General features: G+C 54.0%; 34 protein-coding genes. 17 read left to right on the top strand and 17 right to left on the bottom strand.

The window, feature by feature from the left end; all coding sequences use genetic code 11:
- Positions 1-13 precede the first annotated feature (13 nt).
- Positions 14-526 (top strand): SixA phosphatase family protein, encoded by a 513-nt coding sequence (locus tag SAMA_RS16205; protein WP_049757938.1) that lies wholly within the window; start codon positions 14-16, stop codon positions 524-526.
- Between the two features lie 7 nt (positions 527-533).
- Here SAMA_RS16205 and SAMA_RS16200 read toward each other — a convergent pair whose 3' ends face one another.
- The gene (locus SAMA_RS16200) at positions 534-821 is read right to left on the bottom strand and encodes a hypothetical protein (RefSeq protein ID WP_011761213.1); all 288 of its coding nucleotides are present in this window, start codon (positions 819-821) and stop codon (positions 534-536) included.
- A 90-nt stretch (positions 822-911) separates the two neighbouring features.
- Positions 912-1,562, bottom strand: a complete 651-nt coding sequence (locus tag SAMA_RS16195; RefSeq protein ID WP_011761212.1) for a glutathione S-transferase — start codon at positions 1,560-1,562, stop codon at positions 912-914.
- Between the two features lie 106 nt (positions 1,563-1,668).
- Between SAMA_RS16195 and SAMA_RS16190 the strand changes: the two genes are divergently transcribed.
- Positions 1,669-1,914, top strand: coding sequence for a DUF3624 domain-containing protein (locus tag SAMA_RS16190; RefSeq protein WP_041409915.1), 246 nt, complete (start codon positions 1,669-1,671; stop codon positions 1,912-1,914).
- Here SAMA_RS16190 and SAMA_RS16185 read toward each other — a convergent pair.
- Positions 1,908-2,468, bottom strand: a complete 561-nt coding sequence (locus SAMA_RS16185) for an excalibur calcium-binding domain-containing protein (RefSeq protein ID WP_011761210.1) — start codon at positions 2,466-2,468, stop codon at positions 1,908-1,910. The genes SAMA_RS16190 and SAMA_RS16185 overlap by 7 nt on opposite strands.
- A gap of 324 nt (positions 2,469-2,792) precedes the next feature.
- Here SAMA_RS16185 and SAMA_RS16180 point away from each other — a divergent pair, with 324 nt between their 5' ends.
- The 4 genes from SAMA_RS16180 to mnmD all read left to right on the top strand — a co-directional run bounded on the left by SAMA_RS16180 (position 2,793) and on the right by mnmD (position 6,359).
- On the top strand, positions 2,793-3,560 hold the full coding sequence (locus SAMA_RS16180) for an MBL fold metallo-hydrolase (protein ID WP_011761209.1): 768 nt from the start codon (positions 2,793-2,795) through the stop codon (positions 3,558-3,560).
- Positions 3,561-3,701: 141 nt separating this feature from the next.
- Positions 3,702-4,886 carry a winged helix-turn-helix domain-containing protein gene (locus SAMA_RS16175; protein WP_011761208.1) on the top strand — a complete coding sequence of 395 codons (1,185 nt, stop codon included), beginning with the start codon at positions 3,702-3,704 and terminating at the stop codon, positions 4,884-4,886.
- 164 nt (positions 4,887-5,050) lie between these two features.
- On the top strand, positions 5,051-5,581 hold the full coding sequence (locus SAMA_RS16170; RefSeq protein WP_232280559.1) for a hypothetical protein: 531 nt from the start codon (positions 5,051-5,053) through the stop codon (positions 5,579-5,581).
- 85 nt (positions 5,582-5,666) lie between these two features.
- Positions 5,667-6,359, top strand: coding sequence for a tRNA (5-methylaminomethyl-2-thiouridine)(34)-methyltransferase MnmD (mnmD, locus tag SAMA_RS16165; RefSeq protein WP_011761206.1), 693 nt, complete (start codon positions 5,667-5,669; stop codon positions 6,357-6,359).
- Between the two features lie 18 nt (positions 6,360-6,377).
- On the opposite strand, the gene SAMA_RS16160 is transcribed toward mnmD, so the two are convergent.
- Positions 6,378-8,258: a sensor domain-containing phosphodiesterase gene (locus SAMA_RS16160; RefSeq protein ID WP_041409913.1), complete on the bottom strand. Its 1,881-nt coding sequence runs from the start codon at positions 8,256-8,258 to the stop codon at positions 6,378-6,380.
- 354 nt (positions 8,259-8,612) lie between these two features.
- The gene (locus SAMA_RS16155) at positions 8,613-8,858 is read right to left on the bottom strand and encodes a transposase (protein WP_083766450.1); all 246 of its coding nucleotides are present in this window, start codon (positions 8,856-8,858) and stop codon (positions 8,613-8,615) included.
- 376 nt (positions 8,859-9,234) lie between these two features.
- Here SAMA_RS16155 and SAMA_RS16150 point away from each other — a divergent pair, with 376 nt between their 5' ends.
- The 3 genes from SAMA_RS16150 (at position 9,235) to SAMA_RS19220 (ending at position 11,404) form a co-directional block, all read left to right on the top strand.
- Positions 9,235-9,903, top strand: a complete 669-nt coding sequence (locus SAMA_RS16150) for an OmpA family protein (protein ID WP_011761203.1) — start codon at positions 9,235-9,237, stop codon at positions 9,901-9,903.
- A gap of 210 nt (positions 9,904-10,113) precedes the next feature.
- Positions 10,114-10,896, top strand: a complete 783-nt coding sequence (locus SAMA_RS16145; RefSeq protein WP_041409911.1) for a molybdate ABC transporter substrate-binding protein — start codon at positions 10,114-10,116, stop codon at positions 10,894-10,896.
- A gap of 76 nt (positions 10,897-10,972) precedes the next feature.
- On the top strand, positions 10,973-11,404 hold the full coding sequence (locus tag SAMA_RS19220; RefSeq protein ID WP_157608357.1) for a hypothetical protein: 432 nt from the start codon (positions 10,973-10,975) through the stop codon (positions 11,402-11,404).
- On the opposite strand, the gene mgtE is transcribed toward SAMA_RS19220, so the two are convergent.
- The 12 genes from mgtE to SAMA_RS16080 all read right to left on the bottom strand — a co-directional run bounded on the left by mgtE (position 11,393) and on the right by SAMA_RS16080 (position 20,649).
- Complete coding sequence (gene mgtE, locus SAMA_RS16135) at positions 11,393-12,757, bottom strand: magnesium transporter (RefSeq protein WP_011761200.1); 1,365 nt, start codon at positions 12,755-12,757, stop codon at positions 11,393-11,395. The genes SAMA_RS19220 and mgtE overlap by 12 nt on opposite strands.
- 70 nt (positions 12,758-12,827) lie before the next feature.
- Positions 12,828-13,103 carry an HPr family phosphocarrier protein gene (locus SAMA_RS16130; RefSeq protein ID WP_011761199.1) on the bottom strand — a complete coding sequence of 92 codons (276 nt, stop codon included), beginning with the start codon at positions 13,101-13,103 and terminating at the stop codon, positions 12,828-12,830.
- Positions 13,090-13,941, bottom strand: coding sequence for an RNase adapter RapZ (gene rapZ, locus SAMA_RS16125; RefSeq protein ID WP_011761198.1), 852 nt, complete (start codon positions 13,939-13,941; stop codon positions 13,090-13,092). Before rapZ ends, SAMA_RS16130 begins: the two co-directional genes overlap by 14 nt.
- Entirely contained in the window at positions 13,938-14,381 is a 444-nt protein-coding gene (gene ptsN, locus SAMA_RS16120) for a PTS IIA-like nitrogen regulatory protein PtsN (protein ID WP_011761197.1), read from the bottom strand. Before ptsN ends, rapZ begins: the two co-directional genes overlap by 4 nt.
- Before the next feature lie 2 nt (positions 14,382-14,383).
- Positions 14,384-14,671, bottom strand: a complete 288-nt coding sequence (hpf, locus tag SAMA_RS16115; protein WP_011761196.1) for a ribosome hibernation promoting factor — start codon at positions 14,669-14,671, stop codon at positions 14,384-14,386.
- A gap of 30 nt (positions 14,672-14,701) precedes the next feature.
- The gene (locus SAMA_RS16110) at positions 14,702-16,183 is read right to left on the bottom strand and encodes an RNA polymerase factor sigma-54 (protein ID WP_011761195.1); all 1,482 of its coding nucleotides are present in this window, start codon (positions 16,181-16,183) and stop codon (positions 14,702-14,704) included.
- A 111-nt stretch (positions 16,184-16,294) separates the two neighbouring features.
- Positions 16,295-17,026 (bottom strand): LPS export ABC transporter ATP-binding protein, encoded by a 732-nt coding sequence (gene lptB / locus SAMA_RS16105; protein WP_011761194.1) that lies wholly within the window; start codon positions 17,024-17,026, stop codon positions 16,295-16,297.
- On the bottom strand, positions 17,023-17,577 hold the full coding sequence (gene lptA / locus SAMA_RS16100) for a lipopolysaccharide transport periplasmic protein LptA (RefSeq protein ID WP_011761193.1): 555 nt from the start codon (positions 17,575-17,577) through the stop codon (positions 17,023-17,025). The genes lptB and lptA overlap by 4 nt, the downstream gene beginning before the upstream one ends.
- A complete protein-coding gene (gene lptC, locus SAMA_RS16095; protein ID WP_011761192.1) occupies positions 17,564-18,121 on the bottom strand; it encodes an LPS export ABC transporter periplasmic protein LptC in 558 nt (185 codons plus the stop codon). Before lptC ends, lptA begins: the two co-directional genes overlap by 14 nt.
- Positions 18,118-18,666 (bottom strand): 3-deoxy-manno-octulosonate-8-phosphatase KdsC, encoded by a 549-nt coding sequence (kdsC, locus tag SAMA_RS16090; protein ID WP_011761191.1) that lies wholly within the window; start codon positions 18,664-18,666, stop codon positions 18,118-18,120. Before kdsC ends, lptC begins: the two co-directional genes overlap by 4 nt.
- On the bottom strand, positions 18,666-19,643 hold the full coding sequence (locus tag SAMA_RS16085; protein ID WP_011761190.1) for a KpsF/GutQ family sugar-phosphate isomerase: 978 nt from the start codon (positions 19,641-19,643) through the stop codon (positions 18,666-18,668). The genes kdsC and SAMA_RS16085 overlap by 1 nt, the downstream gene beginning before the upstream one ends.
- A 43-nt stretch (positions 19,644-19,686) precedes the next feature.
- Entirely contained in the window at positions 19,687-20,649 is a 963-nt protein-coding gene (locus SAMA_RS16080) for a calcium/sodium antiporter (RefSeq protein ID WP_011761189.1), read from the bottom strand.
- Positions 20,650-20,831: 182 nt separating this feature from the next.
- Between SAMA_RS16080 and mlaF the strand changes: the two genes are divergently transcribed.
- The 8 genes from mlaF to SAMA_RS19535 all read left to right on the top strand — a co-directional run bounded on the left by mlaF (position 20,832) and on the right by SAMA_RS19535 (position 25,679).
- Positions 20,832-21,644: a phospholipid ABC transporter ATP-binding protein MlaF gene (gene mlaF, locus SAMA_RS16075; protein ID WP_011761188.1), complete on the top strand. Its 813-nt coding sequence runs from the start codon at positions 20,832-20,834 to the stop codon at positions 21,642-21,644.
- Positions 21,631-22,413, top strand: coding sequence for a lipid asymmetry maintenance ABC transporter permease subunit MlaE (mlaE, locus tag SAMA_RS16070; protein WP_011761187.1), 783 nt, complete (start codon positions 21,631-21,633; stop codon positions 22,411-22,413). Before mlaF ends, mlaE begins: the two co-directional genes overlap by 14 nt.
- 40 nt (positions 22,414-22,453) lie before the next feature.
- Positions 22,454-22,924 (top strand): outer membrane lipid asymmetry maintenance protein MlaD, encoded by a 471-nt coding sequence (gene mlaD, locus SAMA_RS16065; protein WP_011761186.1) that lies wholly within the window; start codon positions 22,454-22,456, stop codon positions 22,922-22,924.
- A 14-nt stretch (positions 22,925-22,938) separates the two neighbouring features.
- Complete coding sequence (locus tag SAMA_RS16060; protein ID WP_011761185.1) at positions 22,939-23,577, top strand: MlaC/ttg2D family ABC transporter substrate-binding protein; 639 nt, start codon at positions 22,939-22,941, stop codon at positions 23,575-23,577.
- On the top strand, positions 23,574-23,864 hold the full coding sequence (locus tag SAMA_RS16055; RefSeq protein WP_011761184.1) for an STAS domain-containing protein: 291 nt from the start codon (positions 23,574-23,576) through the stop codon (positions 23,862-23,864). Before SAMA_RS16060 ends, SAMA_RS16055 begins: the two co-directional genes overlap by 4 nt.
- A 23-nt stretch (positions 23,865-23,887) precedes the next feature.
- On the top strand, positions 23,888-24,145 hold the full coding sequence (locus tag SAMA_RS16050; protein ID WP_011761183.1) for a BolA family protein: 258 nt from the start codon (positions 23,888-23,890) through the stop codon (positions 24,143-24,145).
- A gap of 14 nt (positions 24,146-24,159) precedes the next feature.
- Positions 24,160-25,416, top strand: a complete 1,257-nt coding sequence (gene murA / locus SAMA_RS16045) for a UDP-N-acetylglucosamine 1-carboxyvinyltransferase (RefSeq protein ID WP_011761182.1) — start codon at positions 24,160-24,162, stop codon at positions 25,414-25,416.
- A gap of 89 nt (positions 25,417-25,505) precedes the next feature.
- Entirely contained in the window at positions 25,506-25,679 is a 174-nt protein-coding gene (locus tag SAMA_RS19535) for a hypothetical protein (protein WP_157608356.1), read from the top strand.
- The last annotated feature ends 52 nt before the right edge of the window (positions 25,680-25,731 follow it).

The raw sequence follows: 25,731 nt of genomic DNA, 5'->3' as shown, positions 1-25,731 counted from the left end.
GGGAGGGGGGTTAGTGTTGAAAAATAAAATGGCAGTCATAGTTGCCGGTCTGGGTCTGCTTTTGAGCGTGCTCGCCAGCCCCGGCTGGGCCGCCGATATCTGGTTGTTTCGCCACGGTGAAAAGGCGCCGGGAAAGGATCCTGCGCTGACCGAAGCGGGGCAGGCCCGGGCACAGCGTATTGCCGGGCTTATTCTCAGGGCGCCATCGACCGGCGATAACATCCTCCTCTATTCCACCGATTATCGCCGCACCCAGGAAACCATAGCACCGCTGGCCGAGGCGACAGGGGTGAAGGTGCAGAGTTACGACCCTGCCGACATGGCACAGTTGGCAGCCAAGATCAGGGTGCTCGATGGCACAGTCGTCGTGGCCGGTCACAGCAACACCACGCCAGAACTACTCAAACACCTGACCGGCATTGAACGCGACATTCCCGAAGACAGATTTGATGTGCTCTATCATCTTGTGCCTGCTGCACAAGGCTTTATCCTGCAGGAGCTGTCATCGGATACGTCTGAGCACTGATCCTTGCTTAAGCCTTGGTCTGGTCAGTTATTTGCCTTATCTGCGTCTTAAGTGATTGCCTGCGTTTTGCCAGTTGAATCATCTTCAGCCCTTCCCAGAGGGCAATCATGCCGCCAATGCTTAGCAGGACATAGCAGTGTAAGGGGTCACTTAAAAATGCGTGAAACGCGGCCTCCCCGGTAAAGATTCCGTAGAGGCCAAGCCCCAGCATGATATTGCCAATAGCACCAATTAGCTGCAGCTTTGCCATGGATTTTTGGGTGGCTTTCAGCTCGGCTTCCAATTCGGTTTTCATCTGCCTTCTTATCTGCTCTGTCTGTTTTACCTGTCCTGATGTACTCGCCTATGGCAACGCCGCTACAGCTGCTGCCGGTGACACCGCCACTCAATCCTGTGCCAGCACCAAAGGCAGAGTGTTGCCCTGCTGCTGGTACAGGGGATACTTGTACATACAAGCTGAGAATGCCTTTGATGCCAAGTGCTTATCCAGCCAGCGCGCGACCTTGGGGTACCGGGCCGCGAGCCAGCCCGGCTCGACACCGGCAAACTGCCGCACAAAGGGGAAAATTGCCACGTCCGCGAGGCTTGGCTCTTCACCCAGCAACATACTGCTGTGACGCAGCCTGTTATCGAGATCAGCAATAAATTCACAGGCGTTGTCACGGTAGTAGCTCTGGTCGAATTGCGGATAGCGGTCGAAGTATTTGTATTTGTCGAGCCAGGGTTTAAAGCCCTCGTCGTTCACTGTTATCAGGGCCAGTGCTGCGGGGACTTGCTGTTTGAGTCTGGACGCATAAGGGTGGCTGGACTGCGCAGTGGCCCACAACATAATATCGAGACTTTCTGTTAGCAGGGTGTCGCCGCTGACCAATACAGGGACCGTGCCCCTGGGATTGAGTGCCAGTAACTCGGCGGGCTTATCTTTGAGGGCGACCTCTCTTACCCTGACGGGCAATTGGCATAATATCAGCGCCATACGGGCGCGCATGGCGTAGGGGCAGCGACGAAAGCTGTATAGCAGGGCGGAGTCTGTCATGTTTAAACGCTGGCAATGAATCTGGCCCCACTTTAACACGGGTCATGGTTGCGGCGGTGCTTTGCCGTTTTTTATCGCTTTCTACAGCGTATTTTGGAGTCTTCCCATGGCTTGCAATGATTGTGACTCTTCCGTTTTTCGCCAGAAGATTGGCCGATGCAAGCGCTGCATGCTGATGCTGACGGCGCTTTGCATTCTGGGCTGGCCGCTTTGGTATCTGCTCTTTTCGGAGCAAATCACCAGTGTGGCGTCCCTGGCGCTGCTGCTATTTTGTTTCGCCTGGACTGGCCTGCTGGCGCTGCACCTGCTTGTGTGGGCATGGCGGACGCTTTGGGGCCGTGAACATCAGTGACCACACCATTGGGATTCACAGGGGATGCCGTCGTTGTCACCGTCCATTTTCGTGCCCGGACAATTGTTTTGATAGAAGGTGGCTTCGGCACAGGAGCGCATTTCACTGCAATAGGTTTTACCTTCGCAGCGAAATACTGGTTCTGGGTATGGCACTATGGTCTCGCTCTCCATGGGTGGCACTGAATAGCGGGTATCCTTAGAGATAAAGCCTTCCACCAGCGGGGCTAATTTAGGCACCGCAAAGGCTATCAAGGCTATCAGTACCATGCCCTTCAGCAGTTTACCCAATGGAAATGTCGTTGAGGTTTTGCGGGCTTTGATTGGTGAGCCGGGTTTGATAGCCACCCCTTCGATACGGGCAAGACCGGCTTGCTGTTTGCCGTCTGATGAGGTTTGCAATTGAAACACTATGATGTCGCCAATACGTGGCGCCCGACTCATCTGTTTCAGTGACGAGATGTGAATAAACACATCGTCAGCGCCGTCCTGCTCTGGTTTGATAAAACCAAAACCTCGTTCATCGTTCCATCTGATTAATTTGCCGCGTTGCATTTTGCTTCCCTGTTAATGCGTGTGAGCGATTCGGGCCATTCACCCGCCATCCCTGAATGCACTGGGTAAATACTATGGTGTGTCTTGAGGGCTGTGCTGTGCCGCTTACTTTATCGTTCGGACTGGGGGGAGACAAGCGTTATCGCCAGTGCTCAGACACCGTTATGGCATAGGTGGAGTTAGCCGAAAAACAAATCCCTGTATGAATGTTGGCACAGAGAGAGAGGAGCTTCGACTAAAGAAGCAGCTTCCCACGCCCTGAGTAGACTTGAGTGGTCTGATGAGTTTGGCCATAATCATCTTTCCATGATTCAGGGAACGATTATGTACAAGCTTCATCGCCTCAAGGGCCATATCCAGACCATCTATCTTGCCGAGCACCCCCAGGGGCTGGTGCTGCTGGATGGCTGTTGCCGTGCCGATGTTGCCCTGGTGTGCCATTTTATTCGCCACAAGCTCAAACGTTCCCTGGCTGAACTTAAGCTGGTGGTGGTGACCCATATGCATCCGGATCATGCCGGTGGCGCCCATGCCCTGCGGGCTAAAACCGGTGCCCGTATTGTTGCCGCCGACGTACCCGGCCACTGGTACCGGGGGCTGGATGGTATGGCTATGCACCTCACCGATATGGCGCTCGCTGCCTGGGTTGCCAAGCGGCTTGGCAAGCCGATGCGTTGGCTATGGTATTCCCGTAAACTCAGAGCCGATATCTTGCTGGGAGACGATAGCCGTCTGCCTGAGTTTCCCGAGTGGCGGGTGTTTCATTGCCCCGGCCATACTGATCGGGATCTGGTGTTGCTTCATGAAGAAGAAGGCTGTGCCTATGTGGCCGATCTGCTGGTGAAGGTGAAAGGCAGGTTCATTCCACCTTTTCCGCTGTTTTATCCCAACCGTTACAAGAGCTCCCTGATGAAGCTCAAGTGTCTGGCACCTGCGCGGGTAATGCTGGCACACGGCGGCGAGGTCAGTCTGGCAGAGATAGATTTGGACCGGGTGCTGGCCGAGTCTCCCACCGTGCCCATGACCCACTGGCGCTCGGTGAAAACCAAACTCAGGCAAATCCTCAATCGCCCTGAGCCACCTTCGGTATGATGCAAGGTTTTATACCGGGTGGCGCCTTTTGCGTTGAGACCCCGGGTATGCTGATACCCAGATAGCTCCCCTTGCGAAGGCCTGCATTCGTCGGCAAGATGGGTTCATCTCTGCCCTATTGCCAGCCCCATAGCCAGCGCCATGACCAACAAAAACGTTTCTCCCTTTTCAGCCGACGAGTGGCGCGCCATCAATATTGCCGCACAGGGGCTGATTGATGCGCCAGGGGATGTGACCGAGTGCATTGCCCGCCTGGGGTATGTGCAGATTGATTCTATCCAGGTAGCTGCCCGGGCTCATGACCATGTGCTTCACAGCCGTCTGGCCGATTTTCGCCCCGAGGCACTGGCTGGAGCCGTTGCCGACAAGTCCATATTTGAATACTGGTCCCATGCGGCGGCGTATCTGCCCATGCGTGACTACAGGTTCAGTCTGCCAAGGAAGCTGGCACTTCGAAACGGTGAGCGCCACTGGTTCGAGCGTGACAGCCGGGAAATGCGCGAAGTACTCAGCCGGATTCGGGCCGAAGGGCCGCTAAAGGCATCGGACTTTGAAGCGCCGCCGGGTAAGGCCGGTGCCTGGTGGGACTGGAAGCCTGCCAAGAAAGCACTTGAACAGCTTTTTATGGAAGGCGATCTGATGGTGGCTCGCCGTGACGGGTTTCAAAAGGTCTACGACTTGACGGAACGGGTGCTGCCCAGGGGCGTGGATGACAGGGTGCCCAGCGACGATGAATACGGTCGTTATCTGGTGCAGAGCTTTTTGCGTGCCCATGGCCATGGCAGCCTGGCCGAAATCTGCTATTTGCGCCGCAATGTGAAGCCGCTCGTGAAAAGAGTCATTGCCGACATGCTCGAAAACGGCGAACTGTCGAGTTTTATCAGCGACGGCAAACCCAGATATTACAGACGCAATATTGCGCCTGTGCCACTGCCTTCAAGGGTTTGGTTGCTCAATCCCTTCGATAACCTGCTTATTCAGCGAAATCGCCTGAAACAGTGGTTCGACTTTGATTACCAGATAGAGGTCTATGTGCCCGAGCCCAAACGGCGGTTTGGTTATTACAGTCTGGGCATTCTCTGGCGGGATACCTTCGTTGGACGGGTGGATGTGAAGGCCGACCGGGAGAAGGGATTGCTGCGCTTAAGGCGACTGACATTGGAGGATGCCGCCTATGATAAGTCAGGGTCGCTGCAGCCCTTTTTAGCGCCCATGGAGCAGGCATTGGCTGAGTTTTGCCGTTTCAACGGCCTGGCCCGCTGGAAACTGGAAGCCGCCAGCGATAAGCAGCTAAAACGCCATTATGCCCGTCAGGTGTGGATCTGACCCAAGAGCTTTTACCTTAGCTTTTAAAAGTGCTTTTAACTTAGCTTTGCATAAGGCCTTTGCAGCCGGGAGCCGTCGCTGGCATCATGTTGCGCGTCCCAAGGGCATATTGGCCGTTATCGCCAGCGCCCTGAACACCTGCATGGAGAGCCCCCTTGAACTGGATGCAATTTACCCTGTCACTGCTGGATACTCTTATCTGGCCAATGATAGTGCTTATCCTCTGCGCCTTACTCAGAGCACCGCTGGTTGCCCTGCTCCCCCAGGCGCGCAAACTCAAGTACAAAGACTTCGAAATGGAGTTTGGTGAAGAACTCAAAGTCGCCAGCCGTGATGCGCGCCAGGCATTCCCCGAACTGGTGTCTGACCGCAAGGCGCAGTTGATTGCCGCCGTGGAAAATCTGCCCAATTCAGCGATTTTGGGCGCATGGGCTGAAGTGGAAGATGCTGCCGAGACCTTGCTGCGTCGTGATAATCCTGACCTGTCGCTTAGCCCGGATACGCCGTACAAACACATGGGCGAACTGTTGGTGATGGGGCAAAGGCTCGACACTGCCAAGGGCAAGCTTTTTACCGAACTGCGCAGGCTGCGAAACAAGGTTGCCCATGCCCGGGATTTCCAGGTGGGAAAGGCCGAGGCTATTTTGTATGTTGAGCTGTGTTTCCAGCTGCAAAGCCACTTGCGTAGCCTCTGATTTCAGCCATTACGCCATGGAAATTGGTGGCGCGATTGCCTAAAATCCCCTGGTTTTTATCGTCAATAACCCAGTATTCCTTTCCATGAATATCACGTTAGCACTCACTGGAGACGGCTCTCACACCCTGGTCAACAGCGTACTGGATGAAAGCTATCATGTTTTCAAAGGGGCGCTGACCGAGTCTGTGTATGTTTACATAGATGCGGGTCTGATACCGATGGCCGCACTAAAGCCCTCGCTGAGAATCCTTGAAGTGGGTTTTGGTACCGGGCTGAATGTGCTCCTGACCCGGCAAAAGGCCTGTGCGATGGGCCTGGATATCCATCTCACGACCCTGGAGCCCTTCCCCCTGAATGATGAAATTGTCTCGGCACTGAATTATGTGGACTGTCTGGCTGAGCTGGGCGGCTATGGTGATCGCGATACCCTTGCCAAATGCTTCCGCGAGCTGCATCGGGCCCCGTGGGGGCAGGACGTGGCATTACAGGGAAGCACACTTCATAAAATTCAGGGCAGGCTTGAGGAGCAGGTATTTTCTCCCGAACGCTTTGATCTGATTTATTTCGATGCCTTCGCCCCCGCGAAGCAACCCGAACTGTGGGCGGCTGAAAACTTCACCAAGCTGTTTAATGCACTGGCACCCGAGGGCCTTTTGGTCAGCTACTGTGCCAATGGTCAGTTCAAGCGGGATTTGAAAGCGGCAGGGTTCAGGGTCGAGAGTTACCCAGGCCCTATGGGACGCAGGCACATGACCCGGGCCTGGAAGGGACTGTAACGGGGGAACACTGCGACATTAATGGGTGAACTTTTCCGCAAACTTCTCTGCGGGTATGGCCTTACCATACAGATAGCCCTGGGCAAAATCACATTCCTCGGCCTGGATAAAGGCCTCCTGAAAGGCATTCTCAACCCCTTCAGCAACCACGTTTAGCTTCAGCTTGTGCGCCATGGCAATAATGGCCCGGGTCAGCTCACGATTTTGTTCGTTGAACTCAAGATTACTGATAAAGCTGCGATCGATTTTCAGAGTATCGAAGGCATACTTTTGCAGATAGCTCAGTGATGAATAGCCGGTGCCAAAGTCATCCAGAGATATCTGCACCCCCAGATGACGCAGTCGCGCCAGACTTGCCCTGGCATGGTGTTCATCCTGCAGCAAAATGCCTTCAGTGATTTCAAGCTCCAACGTGCCGGGGGGCAATTCATACAAATCGAGCAGATCTTCGATATGCTCGACAAACTGTCGCTCACGAAACTGCAGCGGTGAAATATTGATGGCTATCTTGAAGGGATTATTGCTCCGCTTGCACCAGTGGGCGGCATGTTTCATCGCCTCGTGCAGAACAAAGTTACCTATTTCAATAATTTGCCCATTACTTTCGGCCAGTGGAATAAAGCGGTCCGGGCCAACATTCCCCAGTTCAGGGCTGTGCCAGCGCAGCAGTGCTTCGGCGCCAACCAGGCGCTTCTTATCCCGAACGGACACCAGAGGCTGAAAATACACCGCGAGTTCGCCCTGATGCAGCGCATCCAGCAGATGTGACTCCAGCAGCAATCGCTCGTGGGCCGCTTTTTGGGTTTCCTGACCGAAAAAAGACACCACAGCGCCTTCTTTTTTGGCAATGCTCATGGCAGCACTGGCGCGTTGCAGCAGGCTGACCGAGTCGGTGGCGTCCACCGGCGCAATGGCCACACCCAGGTTGGTTTGGACCGTAATGCTGTTGGTGTTCACGGTGAAAGGTACTGAGCAGTCGCTCAGTACCCGTGCAATGACCTGCTCTGTCATCTCTGTGCTGGCGTTGTGCAGTGCTGCCAGAACAAACTCCGACCCTGCGATACGTGCCAGCAGCCAGTTGTCGGGCAGCTTAAGGCTCAGTCGTTGACTCAGACTCACCAGAATTGAGTCGCCGGTGAGGTAGCCGTAGCTGTCGTTGACCGATTTGAAATTGCGCAGCCCAAAGTAGATAAGTGTCAGGTGTTCATCTTTTTTCAGTTTCGGCAGCAACGTTTGCAGCCTTTCGGTGAGGGTTGCACGATTGGGCAAATGGGTTAAGGGGTCAAAGGTACGGTGAAACTCCAAATGTCCTTCGGCGGCGGTGCGCTGTTCAATCTCTTTGAGCAATCGGGCGCTTAGCTCGGCAAGCCGCTGGGTGCGCTCCTGCACCTTATGCTCCAGCTCCTCATTAAGCACTTTCAACTCGGACTTGTGGTAAAGGATCTGCAAATGTCCTTCCAGGGCAGATTGGAAGCGCCCCAGCAGAGCGTGAACCCTGTCGTTGAAGTGTCTTTCTTTGTTGTCCAGGATGCAGATGGTGCCGAAGGGGGTGTTATCGGGCCAGAAGATAGGCAGGCCACAGTAGCAAATCATCCCCAGTTTGATATCCGGGTTATTGGCCCATTCGGGGTCTTTGAGGGCGTTGGGCACCTCCAGTTGCTGCCGCTCACGGATCACGGTTTCGCAATAAAGGCCGTGACCCAATGCGTCCCGGGCGTGGGGAACATAGGGATTGCCTGCCGAGCGGCTGCTGGCGAATACCTCAATGTCGTCTTCATGGATACGCATGATAAGCGCGGAAGGGCATTCGGTGATATCAGCCACCAAATCAACAATCTCCTGCCAGCCGCACAGCATGGCATCGGGCACACTGATGGTTTTGGTATTTATCTGTGGCATTGGCAGTGTGTTTATCCCTGATGGTGTTGAAGTCATGTATCGCGGGGCGTGCCCGCGCCAGTCTCATTGAGTGTAGTTCACCCACAGCGGTTGCAGTAACGCGTTACCCCAAAGGCGTTGCAGGTGAAAGGACTGCAGGTTTAATCGTCTGATGTGGTACTGGCGGGCGTAAGACTGGTGGGTTGAACCAAGGTTAGTGAAATACCCGGCTGAAGCACGGCAAACCTGTGTAAGAACTGGCCGGGGTGAGAAAAGATAACCCCGACTCGACGGAATCGGGGCGATGATTGCTCTGATTGACACGGCGCGGAGGTGCTATCTTGCCTCACCGCTCAGTGGGTTTAGACAGATCAATCAAGCGTTGAACGTTTGTAGTTTGGAGATTTCCTGTCGCAGTCCGGACAATTTCATCTCAAGAGCTTCTATTTCCTGCTCGAGCTTGCAGCGACGGCTACTGCGGGATTGATGGGACTCCCGGATCCATTTGAGCAGGGTCTTGCTGGCAATCCCGTGATCCCTGGCGACTTCAGATGGCAAACGGCCACCTTCGAGTACGGCCATAACGGCTTCCTGACGCCGGGTCTCGTATGTGGCGGACATGATCATAACCCTGTCCTCCTGAATTTGACCTCTCGTCCTAATTCCCACTGACTGACGCCAGCAGACCCAATGTAGTGCCACTCTGATTTCAAGTGGTTAAATACAGATGTCAGGTACTTCATGTTCGACTCCTTTATTCAACACCCACAAAGAGGTATGCAACTTTGATGTCAATTTGCTAATGGTATTAATATCAAATATTTATGATTTATTTATGTCAGCATCGAGGGTGGATTTGCCTGATTTGGGGGCAAATTGCCCCAAGTTGGTGCCCGGTGGAGGTAGAGCGTATAAGCATTGGGCAATCGCACGGCGTTCAGTTGCCTGTCATCTTGCAGTCGTTATACTGGCCACAAAAATGACAAGAGGTATTTCCATGAACAAGAAAGCAATTCTTACCCTGACTGGCGTATTTGCCCTGGCTGCTATGGGCACTGGTTGCAGCACAGTGAACCCCTATACCAATGAACAGCAAACTGCCAATGCCACCACTGGCGCCATCATAGGTGCTGTTGCAGGTGCTGCCGTGGGCGTAGCCTCTTCCAGTAAGAGCGACCGCGGTAAAGGTGCGCTGATTGGCGCTGCATCGGGAGCGGCAGTCGGTGGCGGTATCGGTTATTACATGGATGTGCAGGAAACCAAACTGCGTCAGCAGCTGCAGGCCAGCGGCGTCAGCGTGACCCGCAATGGTGACAACATCATTCTGAATATGCCAAACGACGTGACCTTTGCCGTGGACAAGACTGATCTGAGCCCACGCGCCATGCAGGTATTGGACTCGGTTGCTCTGGTGGCGAAAGAGTACAGCAAGACCCGTTTGAATGTACTGGGTTATACCGATTCAAGTGGCGCAGACAGCTACAACCTGCGTCTGTCTCAGGTACGGGCTTCGGAAGTGGGCAATTACCTGCTGAGCAAGGGGGTTGCTGCCGCGCGTGTATCCACTCAGGGCATGGGCGAGGCCAGCCCCATCGCGTCTAACGCCACCGCAGAGGGCCGTGCCCAAAACCGCCGCGTAGAAATTATCCTCACGCCTATTGGCTAATACGGTAAGCGAATAATTAAAAAGGGAGGCTCTGTCTCCTTTTTTTATTGGTATCTTCCCATGCGTACAGGGTCAACCCAAAGTTTGATAGGTCACAGGCTGTGATCCTTCTCCTTGCCAGTGAAGCGCTACTGGGGTTTGCTTGAGCGTCTGTTATCAGCTCTGCGAAGGCCACCCTGGCCTTCCTCCTCACCTATATCACGGAAGAAAATGAAAAAATCCATACTGCTCATATCCATACTGGTTTCCATCGGCAGTGTCATGGCCGCGGAACCTCTGGAACTTCGTGCCGCCGGCAGCCTCAAAGCCGCCATGGGCGACATAGTGCAGGCCTTTGAGAAAGACATGGGGCAGGCTGTTGTGGCCCAGTTTGGTCCTTCCGGACTGCTTCGGGAGCGTATCGAGTCCGGTGAAAACGTTGACCTGTTCGCCTCAGCCAATATGAAACACCCGCAAACCCTGCAGGCAAAAGGTATGGGAGACAAGGTACAAGCGTTTGCCCGTAACCAGCTTTGTGCGCTGGCGCAGCCCGAGATTGTGTTGACCCCGGCCACCCTGCTGGAGCGCATGTTGTCAGCGGACGTGCGTGTGGGGACTTCCACGCCCAAGGCAGACCCCTCAGGCGACTACGCGTTTCGGGTCTTCGAGTTGGCCGAAACGATTGAGCCTGGCGCCGAGACAAGGCTCAAAACCAAGGCACTGCAGCTCACGGGAGGACCAAACAGCGCCAAACCGCCCAAGGGCGTCAATCCCTATGCCCATGTGATGAAGACCCGTCAGGCGGATATCTTCCTGACCTACTGCACCAATGGTCGTCTTGCCCGCAAAGAGTACGCCGAGCTGCAACTGGTGCATTTACCGGAAAACCTGGCCGTGGGGGCAGATTATGGGCTTTTGGTAATAGATGAGCGCGCAAGGCCGCTCGCCGACTACATTTTGTCACCGGCCGGACAGGCCATTCTTGGCGATTATGGGTTTGCCCCACCACGCTGATTGTGTTGCCGGACTTGCAAGATAAAAAATAAATCATTTAAATGAAAAGTAACTTTTTATCCAGGAGTCCGGCGCTATGGGTCATCCTCGTGGAGTCGCAATGGCGGTTGAGCGTCTTGGTGACAATGTACGCTTGCTGTCGTTGCAATACCAGGATCACGCCTTGAAGCTTTCGCTCAATATCGAAGGCCAATGCTGTGAGCTGACATTTGAAAAATTATTGGGATTCAGAATGTTGGATGAGGGCGATCTGCTTGAGTACTGGGCAGAGCTGAGCCTGTCCAACGGTTGGTTGTATGAGGTGTCTGAAGGGGGCTGGCTGGAGCAGGAAAGCCTGCGAAGTGGCTTTATGGCCAGCAGCCATCATGCTCCGCGGGAGTTTTTGGTGGTGACCGAGAAGGAGTGTATCTCAGTGCTCACCCTGGCGCTGCAGCCTCAGGTGTGCTGGTGTGATTGCCAGCAAGCCATGGAGTACACCCCACTGCCCAGTGACACTTCAACGCATTAAAAATGCCGTCGCCAGGCCCAGAAAGGCAAACAGCCCTATCACGTCGGTGACAGTGGTCAGCACCATACCACCGGCCAATGCCGGGTCTATTTTCAATCGTTTAAGCAGCAAGGGAATGCTGGCACCGGCGAGTCCTGCCACCGTCATATTGATCAACATGGCCCCACCTATCAGTGCCCCCAGGGCCAGATCCCCTTTCCACAGCCAGATAGCGACAAACACCAGAACTGACCAAAGCAGGCCGTTGAGAAAACCGATGGCAAGCTCCTTGCCGATAAGCCAGCGGGAGTTACTCTGGCCTATGTGGCCCAGCGCCATACCCCTAATCACCAATGCCAGGGTCTGATTGCCGGCCACGCCACCCATGCTGGGCACTATGGTCATCAGGATGGCGATGGTGGCGAACTGCTCCAGGGTCGATTCAAACAGGTTGCTGACCGACGCAGCCAGCAGGGCGGCGAACAGATTAACAGTGAGCCACAATGAGCGCCGGAAACTGCTTTTGAGGACGGGACCAAAGGTGTCTTCATCGTCGTCCATACCGGCCATCCCCATCATTGAGTGTTCGGCATCTTCCCGGATGACATCCACCACATCGTCGATGGTGATTCGCCCCAGCAGCTTGCCCTCTGCGTCTATCACGGGCGCTGACACCCAGTCGTGGCGCTCAAACAGGGCCGCAGCCTCGGTATCCGACATGGTCGCGGGAATCCCCTCAATGTCGGCATCGATAAGCTCACGAATGGGTGTGGAGGGGCTGCAGGTGAGCAAGGCGGTGAGCTTTACCGCCCCGAGCAGCACATCGTGTCTGTCTACCACATAGAGCATATCGGTGGCCTCGGGCAGCGAGCCGAGCTGGCGCAGGTAGCGCAGTATCACATCCACATTCACGTCGGGGCGTATGGTCACAGTGTCGGTATTCATGATGCCGCCGGCGGTTTCTTCCGGGTAGGAGAGTGCCTGCTCGGCGCGACTGCGGTCTTGAATCGACATGGATTGCAGCACCTGCTTGTAGAGGCTGTCGGGCAGGGAGCGCAGTATGTAGGCCAGATCGTCGGTGTCCAGGCCTGCGGCAGCGCGGGCGAGGCGCTCGGGGCTCATCTGGCGGATAAACTTGTCTTTCATCTCTTCGCCGAGCTCTTCGAGGACCTCACCGGCAAGCTCGGGGTCGATAAGTTGCCACAATACCTGACGGGTACGGGGAGGAGAGGATTCGAGCACCAGTGCGATATCGGATGCGGCCATGTTCAGCAGCATCTGGCGCACATGCACAAACATACCGCTGCCCAGGGCCTCATTGAGCTGATTCAGCAACAGCTCGGTTTGCTCGTTATCCAGAAGTTCGACAGCCATCGCTTTCCCCCAAGAGATGAATTGGGGGATATATTAGCAAATTTAATGGGATGGACGAAGTGAAGCCGGGTCAGCAGTCTTCGTCGAAGCGGGCGTTGATAAGGTTACACACGGCATCCATGGCCTGCTCGGCGTCTTCCCCTTCGGCGATAATATGGATGGTTTTGCCCATTCCGGATTCGAGCATCAGGAGACCCAGCACGCTGGCGGCCGAAGCCTGTTTGGCGCCCTGAACCAGCGTCACGCTGGCCTTGAATTCCGACGCCAATACCGCCAGCTTGGTGGCAGCGCGGGCATGCAGGCCCAGTTTATTGACTATGGTGACGTCACGTTCAAGCTTTGGCATTCAGTTCCCGATGGCGGGCCTCAACCTTGTGGTGAGAGTTGGCGAAGCGCTTGGCAAGCTGCTCGGCAATATACACAGAACGGTGTTGACCACCGGTGCAGCCAATGGCAATGGTGAGGTAGCTGCGATTGTTACGCTCCAGGTGGGGCAACCAGGTTTCCAGCAGGTTTTCGATTTGCCAGATGTACTTGTTGACCAGCACCTGACGTTCCAAAAACAGCTTAACCGGCTCATCGAGGCCAGTGAGGGGCCTCAGCTCGGGTTCCCAATGGGGATTGGGCAAGAAGCGGGCATCAAACATGAAGTCTGCTTCTGTGGGCATGCCGTGCTTGAAACCAAAGGATTCGAAGATGATCACCAGCTCTTTGTCTGTGCGACCAAGTAGTATCTGCCTGACAGCATCAGCCAGTTCATAGACATTCAGATTGGAGGTATCGATGAAGTGGTCGACCATATTGGAAATGGGCGCCAGCATTTTGCCTTCGAGCTTGATAGCTTCCTGCAATGAGACCTTGCTGCGGGACAGGGGGTGCAAACGGCGGGTTTCACTGTAGCGTTTGAGCAGCACCTTGTCGCTGGAATTGAGGAAAAAGCTGGTGAGTTCGACGCCTTCGGGGAGCCTTGCCAGCTCTTTTTCGAGGGCCTTTTCCTGCTCCGGCATATTGCGGATATCGATGCTGATGGCGACCTTGTCGTTATTACCCTTAAGCTGGGCAAGCAAGGGCCCAATCAGCTGTAATGGCAAATTATCGACGCAGTAGTAGCCCAAGTCTTCCAGTACCCTGAGGGCTACCGACTTTCCGGAGCCAGAGCGCCCGGAGACTATAACGAGTTTCATCCGATGATTACCTGGTAAAGTTCCTTTTCATCGTGGCTTTTACGCAGCTGCTTGAGGATCTGCTTGTCATTCAGCTTTTCGGCCATAGCGGCCAGGGTGCTGAGATGTTGCTGACACTGGTCCGACGGCACCAGCAAGGCAAACAGAATGTCCACAGGTTGCTTGTCAATGGCGTCATAACCAATGGCTTCTTCACACTTGATCAGCACAGCTAAGGGCTTATCTATAGTGCCAAGGCGTCCATGGGGAATGGCAATACCATTACCAATACCTGTGCTACCCATTTTTTCACGGGCCAGCAGGCTTTCGAATATCTCTTGAGACGAGAGGGAGGGATTCTGGGCAGCAGCGAGATCGCTAATCAGCTCCAGCACCTTTTTCTTGCTGCCCGGAGTGGCACAGCTAGTGCACTCCGGCGCCAGGATGGTACTTAGTTCCATCGTTAATGTTTGGTCAGTTTCTCTTTGTGTTTAATAACCTGACGGTCCAATTTATCAATTAGGGCGTCAATGGCGGCGTACATGTCTTCATGTTCTGAAGTGGCGAATACCTCGCCACCGTTGAGGTGAAGCTTGGCTTCTGCGATTTGCTGCAATTTCTGAACATTGAGAACAACGTGGACATTATTGATCTGTTCGAAATGACGTTCAAGCTTGGAGAACTTGCTCTCTACGTAGTTACGCAGTGAATCAGTGATTTCGATATGATGCCCAGTCAGATTGATTTGCATAGACACTTTCCTCCAAAGACCTTGGGTGGGTTATAAACTCTTACGTTGGTTTGACGGTGGGATCAACATCGCCTCTCGGTATTTGGCGATGGTGCGTCTAGCAACGTTGATTCCTTGTTCTGCCAGAAGTTCCGCCATTTTGCTGTCGCTCAATGGTTTCTTCTGATTTTCTGCTGCCACCAGTTTCTTGATAAAGGCGCGGATGGCAGTAGATGAGCATTCTCCGCCATCTTCGGTCCCGACGTGGCTGGAGAAAAAATACTTGAGTTCAAAGATACCCCTTGGGGTATGCATGTATTTTTGGGTAGTGACCCGTGAGATGGTGGATTCGTGCATCTCTACCGCTTCGGCGATATCGTTGAGCACCATGGGTTTCATGGCTTCTTCACCATACTCAAAAAAGCCCTGCTGGAACTGCACTATGCAATTGGCGACTTTCAGCAGGGTGTCGTTGCGGCTCTCCAGGCTCTTGATAAACCACTTGGCCTCTTGCAAATGCCCGCGGATAAACTGGCTGTCAGCCTGGTTGCGACTGGTGCGCGCCATGGCGGCATATTGCTGGTTCACACTCAGTTTAGGCATACAATCGGGATTAAGCTCTACAACCCAACGGCCATTTTTTTTACTGACCGAGACATCCGGAATAACATACTCGTCCTTGGTGCTGGTCACCGACTCACCGGGACGGGGATTCAGCCCCTGAATAAGGACGATTGCGTCTCTGAGTTCTTCTTCCTTGAGGCGTGTTTTTCGCATCAGGGTGCGGAAGTCGCGGTTGGCAATCAAGTCCAAATGGTCACGGATAAGCAGCTTGGCGTTGTCCAGGTGGGGGGTATCCGCCGGAAACTGCCCAAGTTGAATGAGCAGGCACTCTGCCAAATCACGGGCAGCCACCCCGATTGGGTCGAAGTGTTGAATGCGTTTGAGCACGGCCTCAACTTCGTCAAGCTCCACTTCGTCATCGCCCACGGCCTCGAGAATTTCCTCCAGGCTTTGGGTCAAGTAACCTTTGTCATCGATGGCATCTATGATGGCAGTGGCAATGGCCAGATCGGTATCGGAAAAAGGGGTGAGATTTTTTTGCCATTCGAGATGTTCGTAGAGGCCTTCGCTGGTTTCGCCCTGAAACGGCATATCATCTTCGCCACGGATCCCGGGGCCAGACACGGGGGCAGCCGTAAAGACTTCATCCCAGGTGGTATCCATCGGGAGCTCGTCCGGCATGGACTGCTGATTGATGGCGTCTGAGGTTTCCAGCGAGGCACTGTCCGTGGTGTCGTTTGAGACGGACTCCTGGCTGAACTGGTCATCAAATTCTTTATCGCCGCCGTCGGCATCAAACTGATCGCTGCCCAGTTCGTCGTCCAGCTCCAACAGTGGGTTGGCGTCGAGGGCTTGCTGAATTTCCTGTTGCAGTTCAAGCGAAGAGAGTTGAAGCAGACGAATGGCCTGCTGCAACTGTGGCGTCATTGTGAGTTGTTGTCCCAGTTTTAGCTGGAGCGACGCTTTCATTGTACTGCGAATCCTTCACTAAATTATTCAGGTAGAAAGCTTTTCTATCAGGTTATCCGGTGATTTACCACCCTGATTATCCGGATATGAGAAGGGGGCTTTGTTAATTAACTATAGCCTGAATTGCTCACCCAAGTACACTGCACGCACCTGCTGATTGTCGAGGATTTCGGCAGGAGTGCCTTCGGCAATCAAATCGCCATGGCTGACGATATAGGCTTTTTCGCACACATCGAGGGTTTCTCTCACGTTGTGGTCGGTGATAAGCACACCAAGGCCACGATTCTTCAATTGCTCGATGATCTTTTTGATGTCGATAACGGAAATGGGGTCTACCCCGGCAAAAGGTTCATCCAACAGGATAAATCTGGGGTTTGCGGCGAGCGCCCGGGCTATCTCGACCCGGCGACGTTCGCCACCTGAGAGTGACATGCCCAGATTGTCACGAATGTGGGTGATGTGAAACTCTTCCAGCAGTTGCTCCAAGGCCTCTTCACGCTCATCGGTGTTCAGCTCTTTACGCATCTGCAACACGGCCATGATGTTGTCGCGCACCGACAGCTTGCGAAAGATGCTGGCTTCCTGTGGCAGATAGCCAATGCCCTTGCGTGCCCGCAGATGCATGGGATCCAGCGTCAGGTCATCATCATTGATGTGTATGCTGCCCTTGTCACTCTGTACCAGACCCACCACCATATAAAAGGTGGTGGTTTTACCGGCACCATTGGGGCCCAACAAGCCGACCACCTGGCCGGTATTGACGGTGAGGCTGACGTTTTTGACAACCTGGCGGTTTTTGTAACTCTTGGCGAGGTTACTGGCCTTCAGGGTCAGTTGGGTCATTGCTGCTTCTCTTGCTGGGGTTGCTCTGTCTTAACTTTATCCTGCAGATCCTGCTGGTAATTTTCGGGCTTGATGATGGTGATAACCCGGTCGTCTTTTTTACCGCTGCTTTGGGACGTGAGCTGCTGCTTTTCGATATCGTAAACGATGGAGTCGGCGCTCACCTGGCTGCCATCCTGCTCGACCTTGGCGTTGCCTTTGAGGCTCATTACACGGCTGTCGATGTTGTAGCTGATTTCCGTAGCACTGGCATGCACTGTGCGGCCATCTTCCACCTGCTGACTGTAAGTGGCAGGGTTACCCTTGGCGAGCAGAATGCGTTTACCGCTTTTCTCGTCGGTGAAAGAGCTCAGTTCACCCGCCTTAAGCACCAGGCTGCCCTGGGTCAGGGTCACCGGGCCTTCGTATACAATGCGCTTGTTTTTCAGATCGGCATAACTGTTGGCTGCGGCAATTTTGACTTCCTGGCTCAAATCAAACTTGGTGTTGGCCAAAGCCACAGCGCTGCAGGTGCAAAGCAGCACCAGAATGAGCGACTTATTTAGGTTCATAGGTTCCCTTAATCTTGCTTAAGAGCTTAACTTCTTTGGCATTGAGATCAGCATAGAGACCATGGCCGCTCAAGTGGAAGTTATTGCCGCTGATTATAATTTCTTTGTCGGAGGTGAGGATCATCGTCTTGAGATCCAACTCCAGATAACTGGTATTGAGCTGCTGCAAAGGCTCGTCTATGGTCAGAGCTTCGATCAGTACTTCGTCTTCGAGCATGACTTTGTCACTGGCCTTGTCCAGTCTGCCGGTTTTGGCGGTGAGGCGCCATTCACCCTGACCATCTTCAGGGAACAGGGTGTAGACAGGTTGGGTAAACAGGGTTTGTGCATCGCCATCGAAGTGTTCCATGTAGGCGGCACTGACGCGGCTTTCTAATTTTCCCTCGGCGTTGTAGCTGATGCTGCGAAGGTCGGTTGCCACGTAATCAGGTTTTTGCACACTGTCAGTGAGCTGAGGTTGACTGGCCTTTTTGCTTTGCACCTGCCAGTAAAGCGTCAGGGCGGTGCCGAACAGCAAAATGATGGCGAGTGTGACCCGATTCATACGCTCATCCCGTGGGCCGAATCGAACTTACCCTGGCTCATCAGTAGGAGATCGGCAAGTTCTCTGAGGGCACCATGCCCACCGGGCAGCGTAGTGACCATGTCGGCGTGTTGGCGAACAAAGGGGTGGCCATCCGCGACGCATACGCCGAGTCCCACCGCCTTCATCACAGGCAAATCCACCATATCATCACCAATGTATGCCACTTCGGCCCCATTGACTCCGTAGAGGCCAAGTAACTCTTCATAGGGCACGAACTTGTTATCGACGCCCTGATAGATATGGGCGACCCCGAGTGCCGTCATGCGGTTTTCCACAATCTGGGATTTGCGCCCGGTGATCACCGCTACCGCGATACCAGCACCCTGAAGGGCTTTGACGCCATAGCCGTCACGGGTATGAAATGCCTTAAGTTCTTCCCCTTGATTGCCAAGGTAAATACGGCCGTCGGAAAAGACCCCATCTACGTCGCAAATGAGCAGCTTGATATCTTTGGCCTTGTTCCAGATGGCATCATCAATGGGGCCGTAGAGTCCTTCGCGCATCAGATCACCCCTGCTTTAACCATATCCAGCATGTTGAGCGCGCCGATTGGGCGTCGCTCGGCGTCAATCACAATCAGGCCGTTGATATTTTTTTCGTCCATCAGTTTAAGTGCTTCGGCAGCCAGTATGTGCTCACCAATGGTAATGCAGTTGCGGGTCATCACATCGGCAATACTGGTTTGACGCAGGTTAATTTGCGCATCAATCACCCGGCGCAGGTCACCGTCGGTAAAGATGCCTTCCAGGGCACCAGAAGCGTTCACAATAGCCGTCATTCCCAAGCCTTTCTTGGAGATTTCATAGAGGGCATCGGTAATGCAGATATCATCCTGTACCAGTGGCAGCTCGTCTCCTTTATGCATGACATCACTGACGTGCAGCAGTAACTTGCGGCCCAGGGCACCACCGGGATGTGACATGGCAAAGTCGTCCTTGGTAAAGCCTTTGGCCTGCAGCAGCGCGACCGCCAGGGCATCACCCATCACCAGGGTTGCTGTGGTGGATGAGGTCGGGGCAAGCCCCAGGGGACAGGCTTCTTCCGGCACCTTGATACACAGGTGCAAAAGGGAATGCTTGGCCATGGTGGACTCAGGCTTGCCAGTCATGGAGATGATAGGAATACCACGGCGTTTAATCACTGGCATCAGGGTGAGGATCTCACTGGACTCACCGGAGTTGGAGATGGCCAGCACTATGTCGTTGTCACTGAGCACGCCCAAATCACCGTGGCTCGCTTCCCCCGGATGAACAAAAAACGCCGGCGTACCTGTGCTTGCCAGAGTAGCGGAAATCTTGTTGCCAATGTGGCCGGATTTACCCATACCCATCACGATAACCTTGCCAGTGCAGCGCAGGATAAGCTCGCAGGCGTCGGCAAAGGCATCACTGTCGACAAACTGGTACAGGTTGTCCAGTGCAGCTTTTTCGATATCGATAACCTTGCTGCCCCATTGGCGCAGTTGTTTTCTGTCTACCATATCTGTCTCTCTGTCTGTGCCGGATTAAACCGACAGATCAGGGTCAGTGTGCCTGGAACAGCACGAACTGATAACCGATAAATACCACAAGGAATAAACCGCCGTGCCAGCGTTTGAGTTCGCGATCTTTGCCGCTCAAAAGCACAAAGAGCGCCAGTGCGATGCTGGTGGCCATTACCATGTAAAAGTCACGGCTGACAGCCTGTGCATCGACTACGCCGGGGGCGATGATGCCGGGCAGAGCGAGAACAGCCAGGATGTTAAACATGTTGGAGCCGACAATATTGCCTATTGCCAGGTCATCTTCTTTCTTCAGTGCGCTGGCCACACAGGCGGCAAGCTCAGGCAGACTGGTGCCCACGGCAATAATGGTGAGACCAATAACCAGATCCGACAGGCCATAGTATTTGGCGATGCCCACGGCGCCATCCACCATCCAATCGGCAGAGAGCGGCAAAAGTATTATGCCGACAACCAGCCAAATCAGGGCCTTGGAAGTAGGCACATCTCTTGGGATCTCTTCATCGGCTTCAGCGGCCAGCGGGTCCGGGTCCTTGTTGGTCAGCGCATGCCAGATGAGATACAGCATCAGCAGTAAAAAGGCTCCCATAAGGACCCAACCTTCGGTGCGGGTGAGGAAGCCATCATGGAGAAAATAACCTGCCAGCGCCGTGGCGGCCAGCATCATGGGAATTTCCCGCTTGAGGGTTTGAGAGCTGACGGCGATGGCGCCTATCATGGCGGTCAAGCCCAAAATCAGGGTGATGTTGGCGACATTGGAGCCAAGCACGTTGCCCACGGCGGTATCGCGCATGCCATCCATAGACGCAGTGGCGGCCACAAACATTTCAGGGGCGGAACTGCCCATGGCAACAATCGTCAGACCAATGAGCATAGGGGGCAGGCCCAGATTACGGGCGAAGGCTGCGGCACCGTAAACAAATTTGTCGGCGCTCCATACCAAAACCGCCAGACCTGCAACAAGCATTAAGATGTTGAGTAACATTTATTGACAAAATCCATGAATACCAAGGCGCATTTTCGCTGGAAATCGGGCAAATTAAAAGTATCCGGGGCTGTAAGTGTGTAAGCGGTTGTCGCAATCCCGGCAATTCCGTACAATTTGCCCTCTTCAATCTGGTGCCAGGATGGCCGAATGTCACTTCATCTCAAGCGCAGGGATCCACAATGAATCATGAGTCCGACGTATTGGTCGAAGTCCGTAATTTGGGTTTCAGCCGCGGCGAACGTGTCATCTATGAAGATATCAGTCTGTCGATTCCCAAGGGCAAGGTCACTGCCATCATGGGCCCCAGCGGTATTGGCAAAACCACCTTGTTGAAACTCATTGCCGGGCAATTGGTACCGGATCACGGTGAGGTCCTCTTCGACGGGGTGAATATTCACGACATCAGCCGAAGTGAACTCTTTGAACTGCGTAAACGTATGAGCATGTTGTTTCAAAGCGGTGCGCTGTTCACCGACATGAACGTGTTTGACAATATCGCCTTCGCGCTGCGTGAACATTCGGGGCTTGATGAAGCCATTATTCGACGCATCGTGCTGATGAAACTCGAAGCCGTCGGCCTCAGGGGCGCGGCCATGTTGATGCCGAGCGAACTGTCCGGCGGTATGCAGAGACGTGTTGCCTTGGCCCGTGCCATTGCCCTCGAGCCGGAAATGGTGATGTATGACGAGCCCTTTGCCGGACAGGATCCCATTTCCATGGGGGTACTGGTCAAGCTTATCCGTGAACTGTCAGATGCCTTGAATCTGACATCGGTGGTGGTGTCCCACGACGTGGGTGAGGTGCTGGGTATTGCTGACTATGTCTATGTGATTGCGGAAAAGCGCATTATCGCTCAAGGCACTCCGGCACAGCTTAAGTCATCCCATGACCCCAGATTGCGGCAGTTTATCGGCGGCGAACCCGATGGTCCTGTGCCTTTTCATTATCCTGCCAACGATTATATGAAGGAGTTAACCGGTGGCGCTAATTGATGCAGTTGCACGCCTGGGGCGTGGCGCCATAAATCAGGTGGCCGGCATGGGCCGGGCGGGCGTGATGTTGTGGGGCGCCATCTTTTCCGTCCCCAAACCCCAAAAAGGTTTTCCGCTGCTGGTAAAGCAGCTTTATGTGGTCGGTGTGCAGTCGCTGATCATTATTCTGGTGTCAGGCCTCTTTATCGGCATGGTATTGGCGCTGCAGGGTTATACCATTCTGGTGGATTTTGGTACCGAAGAAAGTCTGGGCCCTATGGTGGCGCTGAGTTTGCTGCGGGAGCTGGGGCCTGTGGTCACAGCATTGCTGTTTGCCGGAAGGGCAGGGTCGGCGCTGACTGCTGAGATTGGCCTGATGAAGAGCACAGAGCAGCTCTCAAGCCTTGAAATGATGGCCGTTGATCCGCTGCGGCAAATTATCGCTCCCCGATTCTGGGCCGGTGTTATCAGTATGCCGCTGTTGGCGCTGATGTTTACCGCTGTGGGTATTTGGGGCGGTCATATCGTGGGCGTAGAGTGGAAAGGCATCGACAATGGCGCCTTCTGGTCGATTTTACAGGCGTCGGTTGAGTGGCGTCAGGACATAGTAAACTGTTTGATTAAAAGCCTGGTGTTTGCCGTAGTGGTGACCTGGATTGCTCTGTACCGCGGTTACGAAGTGGTGCCCAACCCGGAAGGGATAAGTAAGGCCACTACTTCTACCGTGGTGCAATCGAGTCTTGCCGTACTGGCATTGGATTTTTTGCTGACCGCCCTCATGTTTGGCTAATGCCAGGCGTTCAGCTTGCTGCAAGGAGTGAAACTTTAGCATGTTGTCACGGAAAGTTGAGATTTGGGTTGGTTTGTTCCTGCTTGCGGGCATCGCCGCCTTTTTGGTGTTGGTCTTTAAGGTGGCTAATGTTGAGGTGCAGGCGGGAAACAGCAGCTACACCCTCTATGCCAGATTTGCCAATGTGGGCGGTCTGAAGGTGCGTTCGCCGGTGAAGGTTGGCGGTGTGGTCGTGGGGCGGGTCAGTAAGATTGAACTCGACCCCGAGCGGCTGGTTGCTGTGGTCAGTCTGTCCATGGACGGCCGCTATCGCAATTTTCCGGAAACCAGCAGCCTGTCTATCCTCACATCCGGCTTGCTGGGTGAGCAATTCCTGGGCTTAACCCCAGGGTTTGTCGATGACGATATTGCCATGTTGAAAGACGGAGACCGGATTGCTGATACCAAGTCGGCGCTGGTATTGGAAGATCTGATAGGGCAATTCCTTTACAGCATGGGTTCCAAGGATTAATCGGGAGAATCACGATGTTTAGAGCAGTACTCACGTTAATTGTCAGCCTCTTTTGTATTCAGGTTCAGGCTGAAACCGTGGACAGTAAAAACCCCTACAACATGATCCAGGTTGTGGCTGATAAAACCTTCAAGCGATTTCATGCCGATAAGGCCAAAATCGATGCCGATGCCAATCACCTCAAGGTGATAGTGCGCGAAGAGTTGATGCCCTACGTGGATTACAAATATGCTTCTTACAAGGTACTGGGACAGTATCTGAAAGAGACCAGCGAGGACGAACGTAACCGCTTTGTTGAGGCCTTTGAAGGTTATCTGGTGACTACCTATGCCCAGGCGTTTACCGAGTACACCAATCAAACGGTGGAATATGCCCCGGCAGTGGACTTCAAAGACGAAAAGATTGTGGACGTGAACGTGCGCATCATTGAGTCGGGCCGTCCACCAATCAAACTGCTGTTCAAAGCTCGTCGCCTCAAAGACGACAGCTGGAAAGCCTTCGACCTGGTGGCAGAAGGCGTGAGCCTGCTGCAGTCGAAACAGTCGGAAATCACGGGGCTGATTCGCCAGAAAGGCATAGAGCAGGTGATAGTCATGCTCAACGAAAAGGCCGCCACGTCTGTGACCAAGGGCACCAAGGCGGCCGCCAATTGATTACCCTGACCCCGCAAGGGAACACGCTGTCGGTGGCCGGTCGATTGGATGCGGCTGTCGTCAAACAGCTGTGGCCGGAGGTAGCCACTTTAGTGCCAGCCGACACATCCTGTTTGGATTTGCGGCAATTGTCCTACAGTGACAGTGCCGGTGTCGCATTTTTGCTGGAATTATGGCAACGTGCCCATAGCCGTGGCCAGAGTATTACCCTGATGTCTCCATCGCCTCAGCTTGGTAAACTCATCGCCCTTTATGATTTAGAAGCCTTCTTCGTGGAAGAAGCCTAGCGCAACTAAGGTTCAGTTCATTCATGGATTGCAAACAGATTGAAGAGATTTTGACCCAGGCTTTGGGTCTCGAGGAAGTGCATGTGACTTCCGATGGCAGCCACTATCAGGTCGTGGCGGTAGGTGAGTGTTTTGACGGTATGAGCCGCATCAAACAACAGCAGGCCATATACGCACCCCTGATGGATCACATCACCAGTGGTGCCCTGCATGCACTCAGCATCAAAACTTTCACGCCAACCCAATGGAAGCGTGAAAAAATCTTCAACATGCCGCTCTAAGCAAGAGAGATATCGTGGATAAGCTTTCTATTCAGTCCGGCGGTCCTCTTGCCGGGACTGTGGTTATTTCCGGTGCCAAAAATGCCGCGCTGCCCATTTTGATGGCAGGGGTACTGGCCGAGTCCCCATTTGTATTGACCAATGTACCAAGCCTGCGCGACGTGGATACCAGCTGTAAGCTGCTGCGTTGCCTGGGGGCTGAAGTCACTCAGGATGGCGATCGCATCACCATTGATTCGTCGCGTATCGATCATTTCGTTGCGCCTTACGAGTTGGTGAAAACCATGCGCGCTTCAATTTTGATTTTGGGACCTCTGCTCGCCCGCTTCGGCACTGCTGATGTGTCTCTGCCGGGTGGCTGCGCCATTGGTGCCCGCCCCGTAAACCTGCACCTGCACGGCCTGGAGCAGATGGGTGCCAAAATCGAGGTGAAGGAAGGTTATATCAAGGCCCGGGTAGACGGTCGTCTCAAGGGCGCCCATATCTTTATGGATATGGTAAGCGTAGGTGCTACCGAAAACTTGCTCATGGCTGCAGCGCTGGCTGATGGCGTCACCGTGATTGAAAACGCGGCCCGAGAGCCTGAGGTTATCGACCTTGCCAATTGTCTGGTTGCCATGGGCGCTCAAATCAGCGGTATAGGCACCGCCACGTTGAAAATTACCGGCGTTGAGCGTTTGAATGGATGTGATTACCGCGTGATGCCGGATCGTATCGAAACCGGTACTTTCCTGGTGGCCGCCGCCGTGACCCGTGGTCGCATCCGCTGCGAAAATGCCGACCCATCTTCTCTGGAGTCAGTGCTCGCCAAGCTCGAAGATGCCGGCGCCGAAATCAACACCGGCGACGATTGGATTGAGCTGGACATGCATGGAAAGCGCCCCAAAGCGGTAAACATCAAAACCGCACCTTATCCGGCGTTTCCCACCGACATGCAGGCTCAGTTTTGTGTGCTCAACTGTTTGGCCGAAGGTACTGGCACAATCACAGAGACTATCTTCGAAAACCGCTTTATGCACGTGCCTGAGCTGATGCGTATGGGCGCCAACATGGAGCTGGAAGGTCACACCTGCATAGTACACGGTGTTGAGCGCTTGAGCGGTGCCCAGGTCATGGCCACCGATTTGCGTGCCTCTGCGAGCCTGGTGATTGCTGGTTTGATGGCCGACGGTACTACGCTGGTGGACCGTATCTATCACCTCGACCGTGGCTACGAACACATTGAGACCAAGTTCGAAGGCCTCGGTGGCAAGGTCGTTCGGGTGAAGTAAACTGCATCTCTAAGCAATAAAAACCGCCTTGACCGGCGGTTTTTTGTTATATGATGGTTGCATATTTGTTTTTGGTCGGAGTCAGGGAAATGATGAAAATCGCAAGGTGGGCGGTACCGGCACTTTTATTGGTTGCGGCGCTGCTGAGCTATCTTGCCGGTGCCACGCTGCCATCCATGGTGTTGCTGGCGCTGGGTGTGTGTCTGGAAATGGCTTTCTGGGTAAGGTTAGTGGATGTTGCCAGCCCTTCAAAGGAGCCTTGAGCTCAGGCAATGCCTCCAAGTCTGAGTGTGAATGTCCATGTATTGATTAAAT

This window comes from Shewanella amazonensis SB2B, assembly GCF_000015245.1.
Taxonomy (GTDB): domain Bacteria; phylum Pseudomonadota; class Gammaproteobacteria; order Enterobacterales; family Shewanellaceae; genus Shewanella; species Shewanella amazonensis.
Note: the sequence above shows the minus strand (reverse complement) of the source record. Positions and strands in the feature narration are given on the sequence as shown.

Bases quoted from the DNA above. Each gene is read 5' to 3' on its own strand.
- SAMA_RS16170 (WP_232280559.1), top strand. From the start codon at position 5,051: ATGCAATTTACCCTGTCACTGCTGGATACTCTTATCTGGCCAATGATA.
- SAMA_RS16150 (WP_011761203.1), top strand. From the start codon at position 9,235: ATGAACAAGAAAGCAATTCTTACCCTGACTGGCGTATTTGCCCTGGCT.
- SAMA_RS16060 (WP_011761185.1), top strand. From the start codon at position 22,939: ATGTTTAGAGCAGTACTCACGTTAATTGTCAGCCTCTTTTGTATTCAG.
- mlaF (WP_011761188.1), top strand. From the start codon at position 20,832: ATGAATCATGAGTCCGACGTATTGGTCGAAGTCCGTAATTTGGGTTTC.
- mgtE (WP_011761200.1), bottom strand. From the start codon at position 12,757: ATGGCTGTCGAACTTCTGGATAACGAGCAAACCGAGCTGTTGCTGAAT.
- SAMA_RS19535 (WP_157608356.1), top strand. From the start codon at position 25,506: ATGATGAAAATCGCAAGGTGGGCGGTACCGGCACTTTTATTGGTTGCG.
- SAMA_RS19220 (WP_157608357.1), top strand. From the start codon at position 10,973: ATGGGTCATCCTCGTGGAGTCGCAATGGCGGTTGAGCGTCTTGGTGAC.
- SAMA_RS16130 (WP_011761199.1), bottom strand. From the start codon at position 13,103: ATGCCAAAGCTTGAACGTGACGTCACCATAGTCAATAAACTGGGCCTG.
- rapZ (WP_011761198.1), bottom strand. From the start codon at position 13,941: ATGAAACTCGTTATAGTCTCCGGGCGCTCTGGCTCCGGAAAGTCGGTA.
- SAMA_RS16180 (WP_011761209.1), top strand. From the start codon at position 2,793: ATGTACAAGCTTCATCGCCTCAAGGGCCATATCCAGACCATCTATCTT.
- SAMA_RS16080 (WP_011761189.1), bottom strand. From the start codon at position 20,649: ATGTTACTCAACATCTTAATGCTTGTTGCAGGTCTGGCGGTTTTGGTA.
- SAMA_RS16050 (WP_011761183.1), top strand. From the start codon at position 23,888: ATGGATTGCAAACAGATTGAAGAGATTTTGACCCAGGCTTTGGGTCTC.
- lptA (WP_011761193.1), bottom strand. From the start codon at position 17,577: ATGAACCTAAATAAGTCGCTCATTCTGGTGCTGCTTTGCACCTGCAGC.
- SAMA_RS16175 (WP_011761208.1), top strand. From the start codon at position 3,702: ATGACCAACAAAAACGTTTCTCCCTTTTCAGCCGACGAGTGGCGCGCC.
- mlaD (WP_011761186.1), top strand. From the start codon at position 22,454: ATGTTGTCACGGAAAGTTGAGATTTGGGTTGGTTTGTTCCTGCTTGCG.
- SAMA_RS16145 (WP_041409911.1), top strand. From the start codon at position 10,114: ATGAAAAAATCCATACTGCTCATATCCATACTGGTTTCCATCGGCAGT.
- SAMA_RS16190 (WP_041409915.1), top strand. From the start codon at position 1,669: ATGGCTTGCAATGATTGTGACTCTTCCGTTTTTCGCCAGAAGATTGGC.
- SAMA_RS16200 (WP_011761213.1), bottom strand. From the start codon at position 821: ATGAAAACCGAATTGGAAGCCGAGCTGAAAGCCACCCAAAAATCCATG.
- SAMA_RS16185 (WP_011761210.1), bottom strand. From the start codon at position 2,468: ATGCAACGCGGCAAATTAATCAGATGGAACGATGAACGAGGTTTTGGT.
- SAMA_RS16085 (WP_011761190.1), bottom strand. From the start codon at position 19,643: ATGGTAGACAGAAAACAACTGCGCCAATGGGGCAGCAAGGTTATCGAT.
- hpf (WP_011761196.1), bottom strand. From the start codon at position 14,671: ATGCAAATCAATCTGACTGGGCATCATATCGAAATCACTGATTCACTG.
- ptsN (WP_011761197.1), bottom strand. From the start codon at position 14,381: ATGGAACTAAGTACCATCCTGGCGCCGGAGTGCACTAGCTGTGCCACT.
- lptC (WP_011761192.1), bottom strand. From the start codon at position 18,121: ATGAATCGGGTCACACTCGCCATCATTTTGCTGTTCGGCACCGCCCTG.
- SAMA_RS16110 (WP_011761195.1), bottom strand. From the start codon at position 16,183: ATGAAAGCGTCGCTCCAGCTAAAACTGGGACAACAACTCACAATGACG.
- lptB (WP_011761194.1), bottom strand. From the start codon at position 17,026: ATGACCCAACTGACCCTGAAGGCCAGTAACCTCGCCAAGAGTTACAAA.
- kdsC (WP_011761191.1), bottom strand. From the start codon at position 18,666: ATGCGCGAAGGACTCTACGGCCCCATTGATGATGCCATCTGGAACAAG.
- mnmD (WP_011761206.1), top strand. From the start codon at position 5,667: ATGAATATCACGTTAGCACTCACTGGAGACGGCTCTCACACCCTGGTC.
- SAMA_RS16195 (WP_011761212.1), bottom strand. From the start codon at position 1,562: ATGACAGACTCCGCCCTGCTATACAGCTTTCGTCGCTGCCCCTACGCC.
- SAMA_RS16160 (WP_041409913.1), bottom strand. From the start codon at position 8,258: ATGCCACAGATAAATACCAAAACCATCAGTGTGCCCGATGCCATGCTG.
- SAMA_RS16155 (WP_083766450.1), bottom strand. From the start codon at position 8,858: ATGTCCGCCACATACGAGACCCGGCGTCAGGAAGCCGTTATGGCCGTA.